The organism is [Clostridium] aerotolerans DSM 5434 (assembly GCF_000687555.1).
GTDB classification, from domain to species: Bacteria; Bacillota; Clostridia; order Lachnospirales; family Lachnospiraceae; genus Lacrimispora; species Lacrimispora aerotolerans.
Map to the genome: position 1 here is coordinate 1 of NZ_JHWJ01000010.1, position 17,611 is coordinate 17,611.

9 protein-coding genes are annotated in these 17,611 nt (G+C 44.2%); all 9 read left to right on the forward strand.

The window, feature by feature from the left end:
* Positions 1-514: 514 nt before the first annotated feature.
* The 9 genes from T546_RS0113805 to T546_RS24675 all read left to right on the forward strand — a co-directional run bounded on the left by T546_RS0113805 (position 515) and on the right by T546_RS24675 (position 17,544).
* A complete protein-coding gene (locus T546_RS0113805; protein ID WP_026892119.1) occupies positions 515-1,360 on the forward strand; it encodes a transporter substrate-binding domain-containing protein in 846 nt (281 codons plus the stop codon).
* 12 nt (positions 1,361-1,372) lie between these two features.
* Complete coding sequence (locus tag T546_RS0113810) at positions 1,373-2,707, forward strand: CapA family protein (protein ID WP_026892120.1); 1,335 nt, start codon at positions 1,373-1,375, stop codon at positions 2,705-2,707.
* 213 nt (positions 2,708-2,920) lie between these two features.
* Positions 2,921-4,009, forward strand: coding sequence for a 3-isopropylmalate dehydrogenase (gene leuB, locus T546_RS0113815; protein ID WP_026892121.1), 1,089 nt, complete (start codon positions 2,921-2,923; stop codon positions 4,007-4,009).
* Between the two features lie 93 nt (positions 4,010-4,102).
* Complete coding sequence (gene ilvD / locus T546_RS0113820; RefSeq protein WP_026892122.1) at positions 4,103-5,764, forward strand: dihydroxy-acid dehydratase; 1,662 nt, start codon at positions 4,103-4,105, stop codon at positions 5,762-5,764.
* Between the two features lie 16 nt (positions 5,765-5,780).
* Positions 5,781-7,460: a biosynthetic-type acetolactate synthase large subunit gene (gene ilvB, locus T546_RS0113825; RefSeq protein ID WP_026892123.1), complete on the forward strand. Its 1,680-nt coding sequence runs from the start codon at positions 5,781-5,783 to the stop codon at positions 7,458-7,460.
* Between the two features lie 31 nt (positions 7,461-7,491).
* Positions 7,492-8,577, forward strand: a complete 1,086-nt coding sequence (gene serC, locus T546_RS0113830) for a 3-phosphoserine/phosphohydroxythreonine transaminase (RefSeq protein ID WP_026892124.1) — start codon at positions 7,492-7,494, stop codon at positions 8,575-8,577.
* Positions 8,578-8,599: 22 nt separating this feature from the next.
* Entirely contained in the window at positions 8,600-9,766 is a 1,167-nt protein-coding gene (locus T546_RS0113835) for a phosphoglycerate dehydrogenase (protein WP_026892125.1), read from the forward strand.
* A 9-nt stretch (positions 9,767-9,775) separates the two neighbouring features.
* The gene (locus T546_RS0113840; protein ID WP_026892126.1) at positions 9,776-11,020 is read left to right on the forward strand and encodes a DUF1015 domain-containing protein; all 1,245 of its coding nucleotides are present in this window, start codon (positions 9,776-9,778) and stop codon (positions 11,018-11,020) included.
* Positions 11,021-11,562: 542 nt separating this feature from the next.
* On the forward strand, positions 11,563-17,544 hold the full coding sequence (locus T546_RS24675) for a pectinesterase family protein (protein ID WP_051629851.1): 5,982 nt from the start codon (positions 11,563-11,565) through the stop codon (positions 17,542-17,544).
* Positions 17,545-17,611: the final 67 nt, after the last annotated feature.

Here is a 17,611-nt window from a genome sequence, read left to right on the forward strand (position 1 = left end):
CGTCGAAGCTTATGTGGCTTCGTGGATTGAAATTCATTCTTTTCATTGTTCTTCATGGTTTTAATTGTCGAAGCTTATGTGCTTCGTGGATTGAAATGTCCTCATCAAAGTTGTAATACATGTAAGTGTGAGTCGAAGCTTATGTGGCTACGTGGATTGAAATCCTCCCAAGTATGTATTCTAATGACAATAAATGTCGAGGCCTATGTGGCTTCGTGGATTGAAATTGATATCATTTAGTTTAGTAGCAATTAATGCTAACGTCGAATCCTGTGAGGCTTCGTGCATTGAAGTTCTATTGCGAAGTTTAGGAGGGGGTACCGCAAAGGTCATTATATTTAGAACAAGAAAAACAGTGCCGGGCCACATTTCCGGCACTGTTTTTTGCATTCTCCCGTTATAACTTCTTTCAATAACCAGCCATACGAAATATATATTTCACATTAACCTATAGGAATTGTATGATATATGTGTTATAATGATTTCTCAGCACACATAAACAGGAGGACAGAACATGAAAAAAGGAATATTATTAAGCATCGTATCCATATTAGCGGCAGCGGCCATTACAGGCTGTGCAAATAAAGCAGCAACTGGTTCCACTGAGACAAAGGGAGAGGAAAAGCAGCCGATTACGGTGGTGGCAGCCACCAGCGGTGTCAGCAATCCTTTCAGTTTCCAAAAGGACGGGAATTTAACGGGCTATGATGTGGAAGTGTTAAAGAAGATCTTTGAGGGGCTTCCCCAGTATAAGCTGGAATTTAACGTAGTGGAATTCGAAGGCATCTTAAGCGGGTTAGACAGCGGCCGTTTCCAGCTTGGTGTAAATAACTTTAGTTCCAATCCAGAGCGGCGTGAGAAATACACCTTCTCCCTTCCGATCATTGAAAATGCCAATGTATTTGTAGTGAGAAAGGATGATGAAAAATTAAAATCCCTGGAAGATTTATCTGGTTATAAAGCAGTCACAGAAGTAGGAAATTCCGGTGCTACCTTACTTGAAAAATACAACAATGAACACCCTGATGCCAAGGCAGATATCATCTATACTGATGAGAACTTTGTAAAGCAGTTTGAAAGCATTGAATCCGGGCGCTACGATGTAAGAATCATTTCCCGTATATCTGCGGAAAAAGCTATTCGGGAGCAGGGCTTTAACAACTTAAAGATCGTTCCATTTGCAAGCACCAACAGCGATCCAGGTTCATATATCCTGTTTGACAAAAATGGAGACCAGGAGCTGATAGATGCCGTGAACAAACGAATTAAGGAAATCTATGAGGACGGTTCCTTATTAAAGATCAGTGAAGAACAGCTATTAGGAAACTACATTCCGAAAAAAGAGCTGATAGAACAATAACAGGAGGCTGCTATGAAATTTTTAATCACCGGTGATTCCTTGTTTTCCAGCAGTAATCTCCATAAGACCATCGATCCTGGCGTTCTGTCACGGCTTAAGGAAGTAGATGAGGTTTTCACCAATGCAGAGTTTGTTACTCCCGAGAAGAACACGGTCCCAGCAGCTGGAAGGGGATACCAGACCAGCGTGCGGCCCCAGGCGTTAAAGGAATTTTCAAAGCTGAACATTCGAAACGTTGGTTTTGCCAACAATCATACAGGCGATTACGGTGTACAGGGCCTTCTCGATACCATACAGGCAGCAGAGGAATCCGGTCTGACGCCTTTAGGCGTAGGTCTAAGCCTTTCCGACGCCAGAAAGCCAGTGTTTCTGGATACTCCTGACGGAAGGATTGCAATCATCACTGTAGGCGTTACAAGAAGTGAGGTCTTTGCCGCTTCCAATCCCGGAAATGGAGTTCCAGGAAGGCCAGGAGTGAACCCCTTACGGTGGTCCAGAACCTATGTGGTTAATGAAGCTGATTTTAATTCCTTAAAGGACATCAGTAAGCGAATTGGCATTCATGACAGCATGGAGGAAGGCAAGAGGATTGAGACCTTTAAAAGCAAGTCAGAAGACCTATATGAGCTTGGCTCTTTATTTGAGGGATATTTGACCTTTGAAAAAGGAACTTCTCCTGGAGTGAAGACCACAGCCAATGAAAAGGATCAGAGAGAAATATTAAAATCCATAAAGGATGCCAGAGAGAGAAGCGACTATGTATTCGTTAATCTCCATACCCATGAAGGGGAAAATGAAAACTGGTATTCCGATTACCCGGCTGGATTTATTGAAGACTTTGCCCATGCAGCTATTGATGCAGGCGCAAGCTGTGTTTTTGGCCATGGAGCCCATTTTACAAGAGGGGCAGAAATCTATCACGGACAGCCTGTCTTTTATAACCTGGGAAGTCTGTTTATGGAATTTGAAGCGGGAGAATCCATCATTTCCCCGGAGATGTTTGAAGCGTACGGATATCCGGAAAATGAATCTCCCTCCACTCTACACAAGAACCGGACGAAGGATTCCGATGGGAACTGGCAGGGCTTTTACAGCCATAGTAAGTTCTCCCAGAACTTTATGGTACTCTTTGACTTAGACCGGGATGGCGGAACGTTTGAATATGAGCTGATTCCCATTGATTTAAATCTCACCCACCCATTGGTGACGAAACGGGGGCTTCCCGTGCTTGCATCAGAGGAGGAGAAGGCTTCCCTGATTGAACGGCTGAACGATGTGAGCAGAGACCGCTACCAGACTGAAATTGTGTATGAAAATGAACGGCTGACCCTAAAAACTCTTACTTAAAAAGACATTGCCTGGCTCTTTTTTCACCATTCGGGAATCGAGCAGTCAGGCAGTGTCTTTTTCTTACATAACCTTAATTCATAGGTTCAATTCCAATCTTATATATTAGTTTCCAGTAAAAATATTTGATTTTAGTTGAAAAATATCATTAAATGTTCTATTATGAGAAGAAATACATCAGCAAAGTACAGTGATATAGAGGGAGAAGACGAGATGAATTACAACATTGCAGTGATCCCTGGCGACGGGATCGGGCCTGAAATCATTGGAGAAGCCAGGAAGGTCCTTGATAAAGTAGGAAGTGTATACGGTCATGATTTCCTATATAAGGAAGTTTTAATGGGTGGTATCTCCATTGACACGTATGGAGCCCCTCTCACAGAGGAAGCGTTAGAAACAGCAAAAAATAGTGATTCCGTTCTCCTTGGCGCAGTCGGCGGAGATGTGGGAAATTCAAAATGGTACGATGTGGCACCGAATCTGAGACCGGAAGCGGGACTATTATCCATTCGCAAAGGTCTTAATTTATTTGCTAACATCAGGCCGGCTTACCTCTATAAAGAACTGGCAGCAGCCTGCCCCTTAAAAGAAGAGATCATTGGTGATGGCTTTGACATGGTAATCATGAGAGAGCTGACAGGCGGACTTTATTTTGGAGACCGTTTCACGAAAGAAGTGGACGGTGTGATGACAGCCGTTGATACTCTCACTTATAATGAAACAGAAATCAGACGAATTGCCATCAAAGCATTTGAAATCGCTATGAAGCGAAAAAAACAGGTCATCAGCGTGGATAAGGCCAATGTGCTGGATTCCTCCAGACTTTGGCGTAAAGTAGTGGAAGAGGTAGCAAAGGATTATCCGGAAGTTGCCTTAAGCCATATGCTGGTTGACAATTGTGCCATGCAGCTAGTTATGAACCCAGGACAGTTTGATGTGATCCTCACAGAAAACATGTTTGGAGATATATTATCCGACGAGGCCAGTATGATCACCGGGTCCATCGGAATGCTTTCATCAGCCAGTATGAATGAAAGTAAATTCGGAATGTATGAACCAAGTCATGGTTCGGCTCCGGATATTGCAGGAAAAAATATCGCAAACCCCATTGCAACCATTCTTTCAGCCGCTATGATGCTCCGCTATTCCTTTGATTTAGATGAGGAAGCGAAAGCCGTAGAAAAAGCGGTGGAAGCGGTATTACAGGAAGGATACCGGACCGGAGATATTTTCTCGGAAGGAAACATAAGAGTAACCACCACTGAAATGGGAGATTTAATCGCAGAGCGGATCAGCAAATAAATGCCAACATTGCCGGAAGAGGAAAAACCCATGGTTTACCCCCTCTCCCGGATTTCCATATAATCAGAAAATAAAAAAAGGAGTGTGCAGCAGATGAAGAGTGACTCAGTAAAAAAAGGAATGCAGCAGGCGCCTCATCGTTCCCTGTTTCATGCACTGGGAATGACAGAGGAAGAGATGGAGAAACCTTTAATTGGAATCGTCAGTTCTTATAATGAAATCGTCCCAGGTCATATGAACCTGGATAAAATTACAGCTGCGGTCAAGATGGGTGTTGCTATGGCAGGCGGTAACCCGGTTATGGTACCGGCTATTGCTGTCTGTGACGGAATTGCCATGGGACATATCGGAATGAAGTATTCCCTGGTGACCAGAGACCTAGTAGCCGATTCCACCGAATGTCTGGCCAGAGCCCACGCCTTTGATGCCCTGGTTATGATTCCTAACTGTGATAAGAATGTCCCTGGACTTTTAATGGCAGCAGCCCGCATTAATGTACCCACAGTGTTCGTCAGTGGCGGACCAATGTTAGCTGGTCGTGTGCACGGACACAGAACAAGTCTTTCCAGCATGTTTGAGGCAGTAGGTGCCTACACAGCAGGCAAGATGACAGAAGAGGAAGTAAAGGAATACGAACAGAGCGCATGTCCGACCTGCGGCTCCTGTTCCGGTATGTATACGGCAAACAGCATGAACTGTTTAACAGAGGTCCTTGGCATGGGACTTCGGGGAAATGGAACCATTCCAGCTGTTTATTCCGATCGAATTAAGCTTGCCAAGCATGCAGGAATGGCTGTTATGGATATGCTTGAGAAAGATATCCGTCCAAGAGATATTATGACGGAAAAATCCTTCCGCAATGCCCTGGTCATGGATATGGCATTGGGATGCAGCACCAACAGCATGCTTCACCTTCCGGCCATTGCCCATGAAGCCGGAATCGATCTTAATCTGGAGATCGCCAATGAGATCAGCAATAAAACACCGAACCTGTGCCACCTGGCACCGGCTGGCCCTACTTATATAGAAGATTTACATGAAGCAGGCGGTATTTACGCGGTTATGAATGAGATCAGCAAGCTGGGACTTTTAGACTTAGACTGTATGACAGTAACTGGTAAGACCGTAGGTGAGAATATTAAGAACTGTGTTAACAGAAATCCAGAGGTCATTCGTACGGTAGAAAATCCTTACAGCAAGACTGGTGGAATTGCCATATTAAAAGGAAACTTAGCTCCTGATACGGCAGTGGTAAAACGTTCAGCCGTAGCGCCTGAGATGTTAAAGCATGAAGGTCCTGCACGCGTGTTTGACTGCGAAGAAGATGCCATTGAAGCTATCAAGGGCGGAAAAATTGTGGCAGGTGATGTAGTGGTCATCCGCTACGAAGGACCAAAGGGAGGCCCTGGCATGAGAGAGATGTTAAATCCGACCTCAGCCATTGCCGGAATGGGACTTGGCTCGACCGTAGCTCTCATTACCGACGGCCGTTTCAGCGGAGCCTCCAGAGGTGCTTCCATCGGCCATGCCTGTCCCGAAGCAGCGGTGGGAGGTCCCATTGCTCTTGTGGAAGAGGGAGATATCATTTCCATTGACATCGACAACTGCAAACTGGATTTATTAGTTTCAGATGAAGAGATGGCAGCCAGAAAGGAAAAATGGCAGCCAAGAAAGCCACAGGTAACCACAGGATATCTGGCCCGTTATGCGGCCATGGCAGCCCCGGCCAGCCGGGGAGCAATTCTTGAAGTATAATGAAAAGGAGCGGCCTATGAAGACATTGACAGGAGCAGAGATTGTAATCGAATGCTTAAAAGAGCAGAAGGTGGATACGATTTTTGGGTATCCGGGAGGCTCGATCCTGAACATTTACGATGCCCTTTATAAGCATCAGGATGAGATAAACCACATCCTTACGGCCCATGAGCAGGGAGCGGCCCATGCGGCAGACGGATATTCCAGAGCAACCGGCAAGGTGGGAGTCTGTATGGCGACCTCAGGACCTGGAGCCACCAACCTTGTTACCGGAATTGCAACGGCTTATATGGATTCTATCCCCATGGTGGCCATCACCTGTAACGTAGCCCTTCCACTTCTTGGGCGGGATAGTTTTCAGGAAATCGATATAACTGGCGTAACCATGCCGATTACCAAATATAATTTTATTGTGAAGGATATCACAAAGCTTGCAGATACCATTCGCAGGGCCTTTGCAATCGCCCAGACAGGAAGACCTGGCCCGGTTCTCGTTGATATCACAAAGGATGTAACAGCAGCCTCCTTTGATTATGAATACCAAGAGCCAAAGCCAATCGTTCGTCAGGAGGATACCATTACAGAAGAAGATTTGGAAACAGCTCTGACCATGATTCGTAAATCCCAGAAGCCTTATATTTTCGTAGGCGGCGGAGCCATCATTGCCGGTGCTGAGGAAGAGCTTTCTTCCTTTGCTCATAAGATACAGGCCCCGGTAGCTGACAGTCTCATGGGAAAGGGTGCCTATGACGGGACCGATGAGCTTTATACGGGAATGGTAGGAATGCATGGAACCAAAACTTCCAATCTGGGAATCACAGAATGTGACCTTTTAATTGTTATTGGGGCCAGATTCAGTGACCGGGTGGTAGGAAATGCATCGAAGTTCGCCCGCAATGCTAAGATTCTTCAGTTTGATGTAGATCCGGCTGAGATCAACAAAAACATTAAGACACATGCAAGCGTGGTGGGAGATGTTAAATCCATTTTAAGAAAGTTAAATGTAAGACTGGACCCTATGAACCACGAAGAGTGGGTGGCTCACATCGAGCGGTTAAAAGATATGTACCCCATGCGGTATGAAAAGAGCATCTTAACCGGTCCATTTATTATAGAAAAGATTTATGAGGTGACTGGCGGAGACGCTGTCATTGCCACTGAGGTAGGCCAGCATCAGATGTGGGCGGCTCAGTACTACCAGTACAAATATCCAAGAAGCTTTATTACCTCCGGAGGCCTTGGAACCATGGGATACGGACTTGGTGCCGCTATGGGTGCCAAGATGGGAGTGAAGGATAAGGTAGTTATTAACATAGCAGGAGACGGATGCTTTCGAATGAATTTCAATGAGATCGCCACTGCCACCCGTTACAACATCCCCATTATTCAAATCGTTTTAAACAACCACGTACTTGGCATGGTTCGCCAGTGGCAGACCTTATTCTATGGAAAGAGATATTCCCATACCGAATTAAATGACCAGGTAGATTTTGTTAAGATAGCAGAAGGAATGGGAGCAAAGGCATACCGGGTAACCAGCAAAGAGGAATTCGAGCCGGTACTTCGGGAAGCCATTGCCCTTAACGTTCCTGTTGTTATAGATTGTCAGATTCACTGCGATGATAAGGTATTCCCTATGGTATCACCGGGGGCGCCCATTGAAGAGGTATTTGACGCAGAAGATCTAAAGATATAGCTGAGAGCTATGAAAAAGAGGAGGAAGAGATATGAGCAGAGTGTTTAATTTTTCCGCAGGACCAGCCGTTCTGCCGGAGGAAGTCTTAAGAGAAGCAGCAGCAGAGATGATGGATTATAAGGGCTGTGGTATGTCCGTTATGGAGATGAGCCACCGATCTAAAATGTTCGAATCCATCATCGGAGAAGCAGAAGCCGATCTTAGGGAATTACTTAACATTCCGGACAATTACAAGGTCTTATTTTTACAGGGAGGTGCATCCCAGCAGTTTGCCATGGTTCCGATGAACCTTTTTAAGAATCGCGTAGGCGATTACATCATCACCGGAATGTGGGCAAAAAAGGCATATCAGGAAGCTTCGCTTTATGGTAAAGCCAATGCAGTTGCATCCAGTGCCGACAAGACCTTCAGTTATATCCCGGATGTTTCGGATCTGCCGATCTCAGAGGATGCAGACTACGTATATATCTGTGAGAACAACACCATTTACGGAACGAAATATAAGACACTTCCTAACACAAAGGGAAAACCCTTAGTAGCTGACCTCTCCTCCTGTTTCTTATCCGAACCTGTTGACGTTTCCAAGTACGGCATGATCTTTGCAGGAGTACAAAAGAATGTAGGACCTGCAGGCGTAGTCATCGCTATCATTCGTGAGGATTTGATTACGGAAGATGTGCTGCCGGGAACTCCTACCATGCTGCGTTATAAGACCCATTTAGATGCAGGCTCTCTTTATAATACACCGCCTGCATACGGTATCTATATCTGCGGCAAGGTGTTCAAATGGTTAAAGAATTTAGGCGGCCTGGATGCGATGAAAGAAATCAATGAAAAGAAGGCAGCCATCTTATATGATTTCCTGGATCAGAGCAAGATGTTTAAGGGAACTGTAGAGAAGAAGGACCGTTCTCTTATGAACGTACCGTTTGTTACCGGCGATGATGAGCTTGATGCTCTCTTTGTGAAAGAATCAAAGGCAGCAGGCTTTGAAAACTTAAAAGGCCACAGAAGCGTAGGCGGAATGCGCGCCAGCATCTATAACGCTATGCCAACAGAAGGCGTAGAGAAGTTAGTGGCATTTATGAAGGATTTCGAGGAAAAGCACGCCAAATAGGCAAGCGGGAAGGAGACAGGAAATGAAGAAAATGATTCATTGTTTAAATGAGATATCCCCCTGCGGAACTGCATTACTGACAGAGGAATATACATTAACTAAGGATATAAAGGAAGCAGAAGGGGTATTGGTCCGCAGTGCTTCCATGCATGAAATGGAACTTCCGGAAGGACTGTTAGCCATCGCCAGAGCCGGAGCAGGAGTAAACAACATTCCTTTGGATGCCTGTGCGGCTGAGGGAATCGTGGTATTTAACACACCAGGAGCCAATGCAAACGGAGTAAAGGAGCTGGTGATCGCCGGCTTACTCCTTGCTTCCCGTGATATTACAGGAGGTATTGACTGGTGTAAGGCAAACGCAGAGGATGAGAACATTGCAAAATCTGCGGAAAAGGCAAAGAAAGCATTTGCAGGCTGTGAGATTAAGGGTAAAAAGCTGGGCGTCGTTGGCCTTGGAGCCATTGGTGCAGAAGTTGCCAATGCCTGTTCTTCCCTTGGTATGGAGGTTTATGGATACGATCCATTTCTTTCTGTCAATGCAGCATGGGGACTTTCCAGAAACATCAGACATATCACTTCCTTAGATACTATTTACAAAGAGTGTGATTACATTACAGTTCACGTTCCGCTCATTGATTCCACCAAAGGAATGATCAATAAGGCAGCTTTTGATACCATGAAAGACGGTGTGGTCATCTTAAACTTTGCCAGAGACATTCTGGTAAATGAAGAGGATATGAAGGCAGCCTTAGAATCTGGTAAAGTAAAGAAATATGTAACGGATTTCCCAAATGTAACCTCTGCTCATTTAGAGGGAGCGATTGTGATTCCTCACTTAGGTGCTTCTACAGAAGAATCTGAGGATAACTGTGCAAAGATGGCAGTGGAAGAAATCATGGATTACATCGATAACGGTAACATCCGCAATTCTGTTAATTTCCCTGCCTGTGATATGGGAATCTGCAGAGCGGAGAGCCGTATCGCAGTTCTTCATCTGAACATTCCAAACATGATTGGACAGATTACAGGAACACTTGCAGCAGGTGATGTAAATATTACGGACATGACAAATAAGAGCCGTGAAAAATATGCATACACCCTCATTGACTTAGAAAAAACACCAGATGCCATGAGTATTCAGAAGTTAAATGCTATCAAAGGCATTTTACGGGTGCGGGTGATTAAATAAGGAGGAACTATGGCCATTGTAAAACCATTTCAATGTGTAAGGCCGGATGAAGCAACGGCTCATCTGGTGGCAGCTCTTCCTTACGATGTATATAACCGGAAAGAGGCATGTGAAATTACAGCCGCAAATTCAAAGTCATTTCTTAACATCGACAGACCGGAAACCCAGTTCTCCGATGATGTGGATACGTATGACAGCCGGGTATATGAAAAGGCCAGAGAGCTTTTAAATGCCTGGGTTTCGGACGGAACTTTATTAAAGGATAACAGGGAAGCTTATTATATTTATGAGCTAGTCATGAACGGAAGGAGCCAGACAGGAATCGTGGCCTGCTCCTCCATTGATGATTATGCACAGGGTATTATTAAAAAGCATGAGAATACAAGGGAAGAAAAGGAACTGGACCGGATCTGCCACGTAGACCGGACCGACGCCCAGACTGGTCCTATCTTCCTGGCTTACCGCTCAAAGGAAGCTATCAATGGCATCGTGGAACGTGTCATTGCCACAAAGCCTCTCTATGATTTTACCGCAGAGGATGGAATCAGCCATAAAATATGGCAGGTTTCTGATGAGGTGACGGTTTCAGAGATTGAACAGGCATTTGTAGGGGTTCCATCTACCTATATCGCTGACGGACACCATAGAGCGGCATCTGCTGTGAAGGTTGGATGGAAGCGGAGAGATGAGAATCCGGGCTATACAGGAGAGGAACCATTTAACTTTTTCCTTTCCGTTCTCTTTCCTGATGAACAGCTTATGATCATGCCTTACAACCGTGTGGTGAAAGATTTAAACGGGCTTTCTGAGGAGGAGTATTTAAAGAAGGTGGAGGAAGCTTTTCTTGTGGAAGTTGTAGGAGAAGATGCTTACTCACCGGATACCAAGGGAAGCTTTGGTATGTATTTAAATAAGAAGTGGTACCGTCTTACCATTAAGGATTCCTTCGTATCTAAGGATCCGGTAAAAGGACTCGATGTGTCTCTTCTTCAGGATCATCTGTTAAACCCGGTTCTTGGTGTAAAAGATCCAAGAATTGATAAGCGGGTTGATTTCATCGGAGGTATCCGGGGACTGAAGGAGCTGGAAAAACGGTGCGCGGAAGATATGACTGTGGCATTTTCCATGTACCCAACTTCTATTGAGGAGCTGTTTCAGGTGGCAGATGCAGGACTTTTAATGCCGCCGAAATCTACTTGGTTTGAGCCGAAGCTGCGGAGTGGGTTGTTTATTCATCCTTTGACTGCATTTTAAACAGAATATATTATAATGAAAAGAATCCTGATTTTCAGGGTTCTTTTTTTGTACTTATAATATACAGTGAAATTTTCATCTTTAAAAAGAGAACGAACATGGAAAGCAATATAAATGACTCAGAAAAGTTAATGCAAAATATGGTCATTCGTGATATGCCATTGCATTGGTTTTGTGACCAGTCAACGATTTCTAAGATGTTGTACAGATAAGATATAGACTTTGAATGTGCAGTGGAAAGCGCTTACAAGTGCTGGTGGGGACAAATAGATAAGTGCAAAGAAAAAGTTGGGTGATAATATTTTATGGTAAAAATACACATAAAACAGCATAAAAATGTGATTGTAATTAATTTTAAACTATAAAATGTAATTGGATTACTTTGGAGTATTTGTAAATATTTAACAAAAAACGCTACTTGATTTATTTGTTTTATCAATTACTTTTTTATAAATATAAATGTATAATAGTGTAAGCTCTTACATAGTCAGAGAAGATATTAATGATGCTTGCAGTTTAACGAAGAATAAGGGGGATTACAATTGGGAGTCAGGAGAAAGGTATTTGCAAGAGTTGCAGCAGCAGGATTGGCAGCAGTGGTACTGTGCTCAAACAGTAGTTTTCAGGCTTTTGCAACATTAGGGGACATCATGGAGATGATTCCACATAAGAAGGAGGCTGGCTATTCTACGCCGTCAGAAGCAACACCATCAGAAGCCTCTGTATCAGTGGAAGAGAAGGAGGCTGAAATCTCAGAAGTAAAGGCGGTAAAAGGTATAGAGACAACTCCATCAGAAGCATTAAAGGTTTCTTCTGAGGTCTTTGAAGGAACATGGAGTCTTATAAAAGGAGATGGAATATTAAAGGATTCAGCTGATCAGGAAACAGATACGATTCAAAAAGGCGAGGGAACCTATACAAACAGCGAGGGGCAGAGTTTTGGAATCGATGCTTCTGCGGGTAAATTTAATGTTCAGGCAGAACGGACTCAGATAAACAAAGGAACCACACTAGAGCTTCCGGCAGCCGGAGAAGTCTTCGAGTTTGAAATTATTGCTCATAAAGTCTGGGACGGAAGCCATGCTTCTTCGGATGGCTCTGGAATTCTGGAGGGGGCAGAGAGCGCTGTGGTGGTTCAGGGAGCTAAGTCCTGTAAAGCAGAGAGCTATACGGATATAGATAACAATTACCGTGCCTATACATATCGCTTTGTACTTGAAAAGGGAGCAAAGCAGGCAGCTGTTACTGTTGCAGCTTCAGGCTCTCAATATGTAAAGAGTCTGGAGGTAAAGAGCTTTCCGGCAGTAGATGTTAATATTTCTGGTCGTTTAGAAGTGGAAAACGGGGATAATCCGAAAAATGTAAAGGTGGTTCTTCTAAATGAAAGGACAAAGGAGACATTTACGGATATCGTTAATTTCAGCGATGGAGAAGCCAGCTATGAAGTAATGGTACCTGTCTATGATGAGGAAGAGGGGTATCAGATCTTCCTGGATAATGACCATTACAAGATTTCTGGTCTGGATCAGATTCGGGTATCTGGCGGTACAGATAGTGAGGACTGTGATTTCTCAGTAACAAGCTCTGAGAAGCATTCCGTATCTATAAGCTTTTCGGAGAATATTGATTTGGCTGGTATGGAGTATTCTTATAAGAATACGGAGACAAATCAGGTTTATTCTTTTAAAACCAGTGAAAAAATTGAGCTTACAGAAGGAAACTATATCTTTTCCTTTGGAGGAGAGGCAGACCGTTTGGCGTATGAGATATCAGACGGAGAGAGCATCACCATTAAGGATAAGGATATCACTCAGAGGGTGGACTTAAAGCCAGTGACAGACTGGAGTTTTTACGCCGATGGAACCGATGATTATTATCAAAAAACGCTTCAGAATCAAACAGGGTATTTTAAGGGAGCGGTCATTGATGCCACAAGCGGAAAGGTTCTGCCAAACGGAGATGTGAAGTCAGCCAATTCCAGCCAGTTTGTTACTGGAGCTGTCATTAGAATCCCTGTAACAGGAGACTGTACCATGTCGGTGGAGGCATACGGGCCTCAATACGCATTGTATTCTGTCAAAGGCGTGTCTGCCAAAGATCAGAATCCTTTTGTGTACAAGTATGAGGGGGAAAAGGGTTACATTGATATCACGTCAGATGGATCTGCTTACATCAAATCAGTCACACTTGTATATCCGCCCAAAGAGGTTACTTATAAGGAACAGCCTGTAATGCCGGCTGTGGCTGACTTCGGAATGGGAGATAATCTGACCGTTGCGCCAGAGGGGCAGAGGCTTATACTCACTCAGGTAGGCGGTGCTATGACAAGCGCAGGTCTTAATTCGGTCAGTTATTATGTATTTCCAAAGACAAAGGACTGGCAGGTATTATCTGCGGATGTCGTTTTAAAGGCAGGAACCACAAGCAGCTCCAGCGGTGTTTTCTTTGGAGCCTTTGATGAAGAGTATCTCACGACCGTGGGCATCAGGGGAAAGACAGGGCTTAGAGGAATTTTATCTAAAACAACCTCAGAGCTGGTAGGAGCAGGCGGACCCAATCAGACCATAGAAGACGGGGAAAGGGTTACTTTCACAGCTCGGAAAACAGATGGAGGACTTTTTGTTACTTATAAGACGAAGTCTGACGGAGAAAACAGCTATACATTCAAATATGACGACGGAAAAAATCTCCTGTTTAAGGAGGATAAGGCTGATACTGAGTGCTATTATGGATTCGCCTTAGCTAGCGGAACCGCCGTAATTACCAACATGATGCTTTATGATGAGGACGACAAAATCCTGTATGACCAGAATGACTGCTATGAGCCGGAGGGAACCGCTCCTGTTGCACAGAAGGTCATGGCTGAGGCTGATGCCTCCAGAGAATTTATTCATGTTACCTGGACGGGAGAGGTATGTACAGGAGATGAAAAGTATGTTCTCCAGGTATCAAGAGATGGCGTAAGCTGGGAAGATGTGGCTGATGATCTGACGGTTAACACCTATGATTATCCAATCACAGGCAGCGGCTCATGGTATTTTAGAGTATGCGGAACACTTGGCAATGCTCCGTCTGTCGAGGATCGAAACCAGTGGGTAACCATAGAAAAGCCTGTAACAATAACGGCTGCGCTTACAGCCCCGACAGTTACAGCCACAGCAGAGGAAGATAATATTAAGCTGTCATGGGAGACTGTGGAAACAGCGGACAGATACGAGATATACCGTTATTCCTATGATGAAACAAAAGCAGGAGCAAGGCTCATTGGAACTTCCAAAGTTCCTGAATATACAGACAGCACCATAACACAGCAAATGCCCTACTATTATTACGTCAAAGCATTTTCCAGTATCAACAGCAGTAATGCCTCACAGGAGGTGTGGGCAGTTGCCACCGGACCCAGGAAGGGCCAGTATGTTTATGAGGATGAGGCGATTCCAGTGGTAATTACCAAGAAATCCTATGACACGTCCTATCAAAAGGAGATAGTGCTAGAAGGTATCGCAGAGGAAGCCTGTAAATTAAAAGCAATGGTAAACGGAAGCCAACAGGATACGGAAAAGGAGATAAAGGCAGGCGGAAGCTTCCAGCTTAACCTGGTATTAAAGGAAGGACGCAATGATGTCAATCTTTTATTTACAGATTCAGAAGGAGCCGTTACCAGAAAGACCTTTAACTACGTATATCTGACGAATTACGATATGGTGGTAGATGGCTCCTATTCCGGTAACGACGGAGATTTAAAAAATGGGATTCCTGTCTATAAGACAATTTCTGCCGCTGTCGATGCAGTGCCTTCCGATTCTAAAATAAGAAAGGTAATCCTTATAAAGGAGGGCTCTTACAGAGAGCATCTGGTTATTGATAAACCGTACCTTTCTCTGATAGGGGAAGACAGAGACCAGGTTAATATCCACTTCTATGACAGACTGGAAAGTCCGGAAGGTGGGGATATGAAAACCAGGTGTGCGGTTTATGTGACAAGCGAAGCAAAAGGATTCTCGGCAGAGAATCTCACCATTGAAAATGATTACCAGTACCTTGGAACTGGAAGCAATGAGTCTGCAGATGCCCTCAGGAATGATGCAGAGGGTGCTGTCTATGTAAATCTTGCCTTAAAGGGCTATCAGGATACTCTGTGCGCAAATGTAGGCAAGCAGTACTATTATAAATGCATGATCACTGGTAATGTGGATTTTATTTACGGCAACGACCCCAGAGCCTTATTTAATGACTGCGATTTGATATTCCGCTATAACGGTGTAAAAAACAGCGGCTACCTGAGCGCACCAAAGACCTCAGAGACCGCAGCGTACGGACTTACCTTTTATGACTGCCGCATCCTCTCGGAGGAGGGATGCAGCGGAAGTAAATACCGTCTGGGAAGGCCATGGGGGGCTGACGGCTATTTAACCTTTATTAATACTTATATGGGAGGGGTAATAAACGGGGAAGAAAGCTATGATGACATGAGCGGAAATTCCTATAGGAAGGCCAGATTTTTCGAATTTGGAAGCTATGGCCCATCGTATGCAATCAATGAAAAGCGCAGACAGATCTCTCCGGCAAAGGCAGAGGCAATGCTTGGGTCCTCCCTTCTTGGTTGGGAACCTGAAAAGGAGACGAACAGCCGTTCCGCAGATTATAAGGGCAATGTAATTACAAATGAAGCGCCGAAGTACGTAATAGTCGGATACGCCCAGGATACCTACAACATAAAAGACGGAGATGATACCGGTTTGGGGGCTTTTAATTTAGAAGGCTATGCTCAGTCAGGAAACGTAACCGGTGGAGGTCTTTTAAAGGAAACCTCAGAGAATTATTATACAGTTTCCGATGGGGAGTCCTTCCTAAAGGCGTTAAAGTCTGCCAATGACAGCGGTAAAAAATCGGTAATCGAAATCACAGAGGACATTAAGCTGGGAAGCAAGGAAATAGAAAATTACGCCGACTACAGCAGCCTGATTAAGCCATACAGTGCCCAGGCCCTCACTCATCCAGTATTAAAGGAGACTGGTGTTTCCGTATTAATGCTTAAGAACATGAGTAATCTGACGATTTTTTCAAGAAATGGTTCCGCACTGCTTCATGCGAATGTTGATATCAGCAATTCCTCTAACATCATTATCAGAAATCTGGTCCTTGATGAATTATGGGAGTGGGATGAGGAGACTGAAGGAGGCTATGACCGAAATGACTGGGATTATATGACCATTGAAAATGAAAGCACCAACATATGGGTGGATCATTGTACCTTTTATAAGGCATATGACGGTGTTATTGACGTTAAAAATCCAAGTACTTCAAAAACCAGCAACATCACCATTTCCTGGTGCAGCTTTTTACCAGCCAGCAGAGGAGATTTCTTTGATGATATAATGGACGAAATTGCTTCTAATCCACAGAAATACCCTTATTATACCCATTTGATCAATGACCTTCATATGACCAGGGAGCAGGTATACTACTATGCATATGGTCAGAAGAAGACCCATCTTCTGGGGCAGTCCGATGATGCTGTCAATGCGGCAAATATCAGGTTGACACTGGCAAACAATTATTATAAGGATTCTATGGACCGTATGCCAAGGCTGAGATACGGAGCGGCCCATGTGTATAACTGCGTGCTTGATGCGGCAGATTTATACCAGGTTAAGAATTCCATAGAAAACAGTGAGGCAGCAGCAAAGATTGTAAGCAATGGCGCAAGCTCTACCTGCGGAGGAGAGATACTTTTAGAAAACTGCTATATTGACAGTATTGTAAATGCCCTAAACAGCGGCAATGGCGATAGTCCATCAGGTTATATCAATGCAATCAATTCCGTTTATTATATGGACGGAGTAAAGACTGAGCTTAAGCCAAAATCCAACAGCACGACTGATCCTTCCATATTAGTGCTTGATGCAGGGAAATTTAAGAGTAAGCTTCCATATAAGGCACCTGTGCTGTATCCGGCAGAGAAATTAAAGGAGCTTGTGATTCCTAACAGCGGAGCCGGAGCCATTGAGATGACAGTTCTCCAATGGGAAAAGGGGATATATTTTGACACGATAAAGACTATACCTGACGATGGTGAGACCAGTACAGAACCACAGGAGGATTCCGATTCAGAGGACGATACGCCAATATATGATTTAAAGACAGATAAAAAAGAGGTAGAAAACCGCAGGCGAAAAGCCGTAGAAGTAAAAGAAGCTGACACTGGAACATGGCTGAAGAACAGTGAAAATGCTTGGTGTCTCATTAAAAAGGACGGCACGATTGCAGTGCAGGAGTGGTGTCTGGTAGATGGAACATGGTATTATTTCAACCAGAGTGGATATATGGCGGTAGGCTGGTTTCAGGCTGTGGATGGAAAATGGTACTATCTGAATTTATCTTATGGCGGAATGGTAACGGGCTGGATTATGGCAGATGGGAAATGGTATTACCTGGATAAGGAAAACGGAGACTGCCTGATGAACAAGACAACGCCGGATGGCTATCAGGTGGATGAAAATGGAGCCTGGATTGAGAAATAAAGAAACATATATTCACGGAAGTTTCATTCATTCATTCCATCAGGTGATATTTGATTGGTTTTAAAAA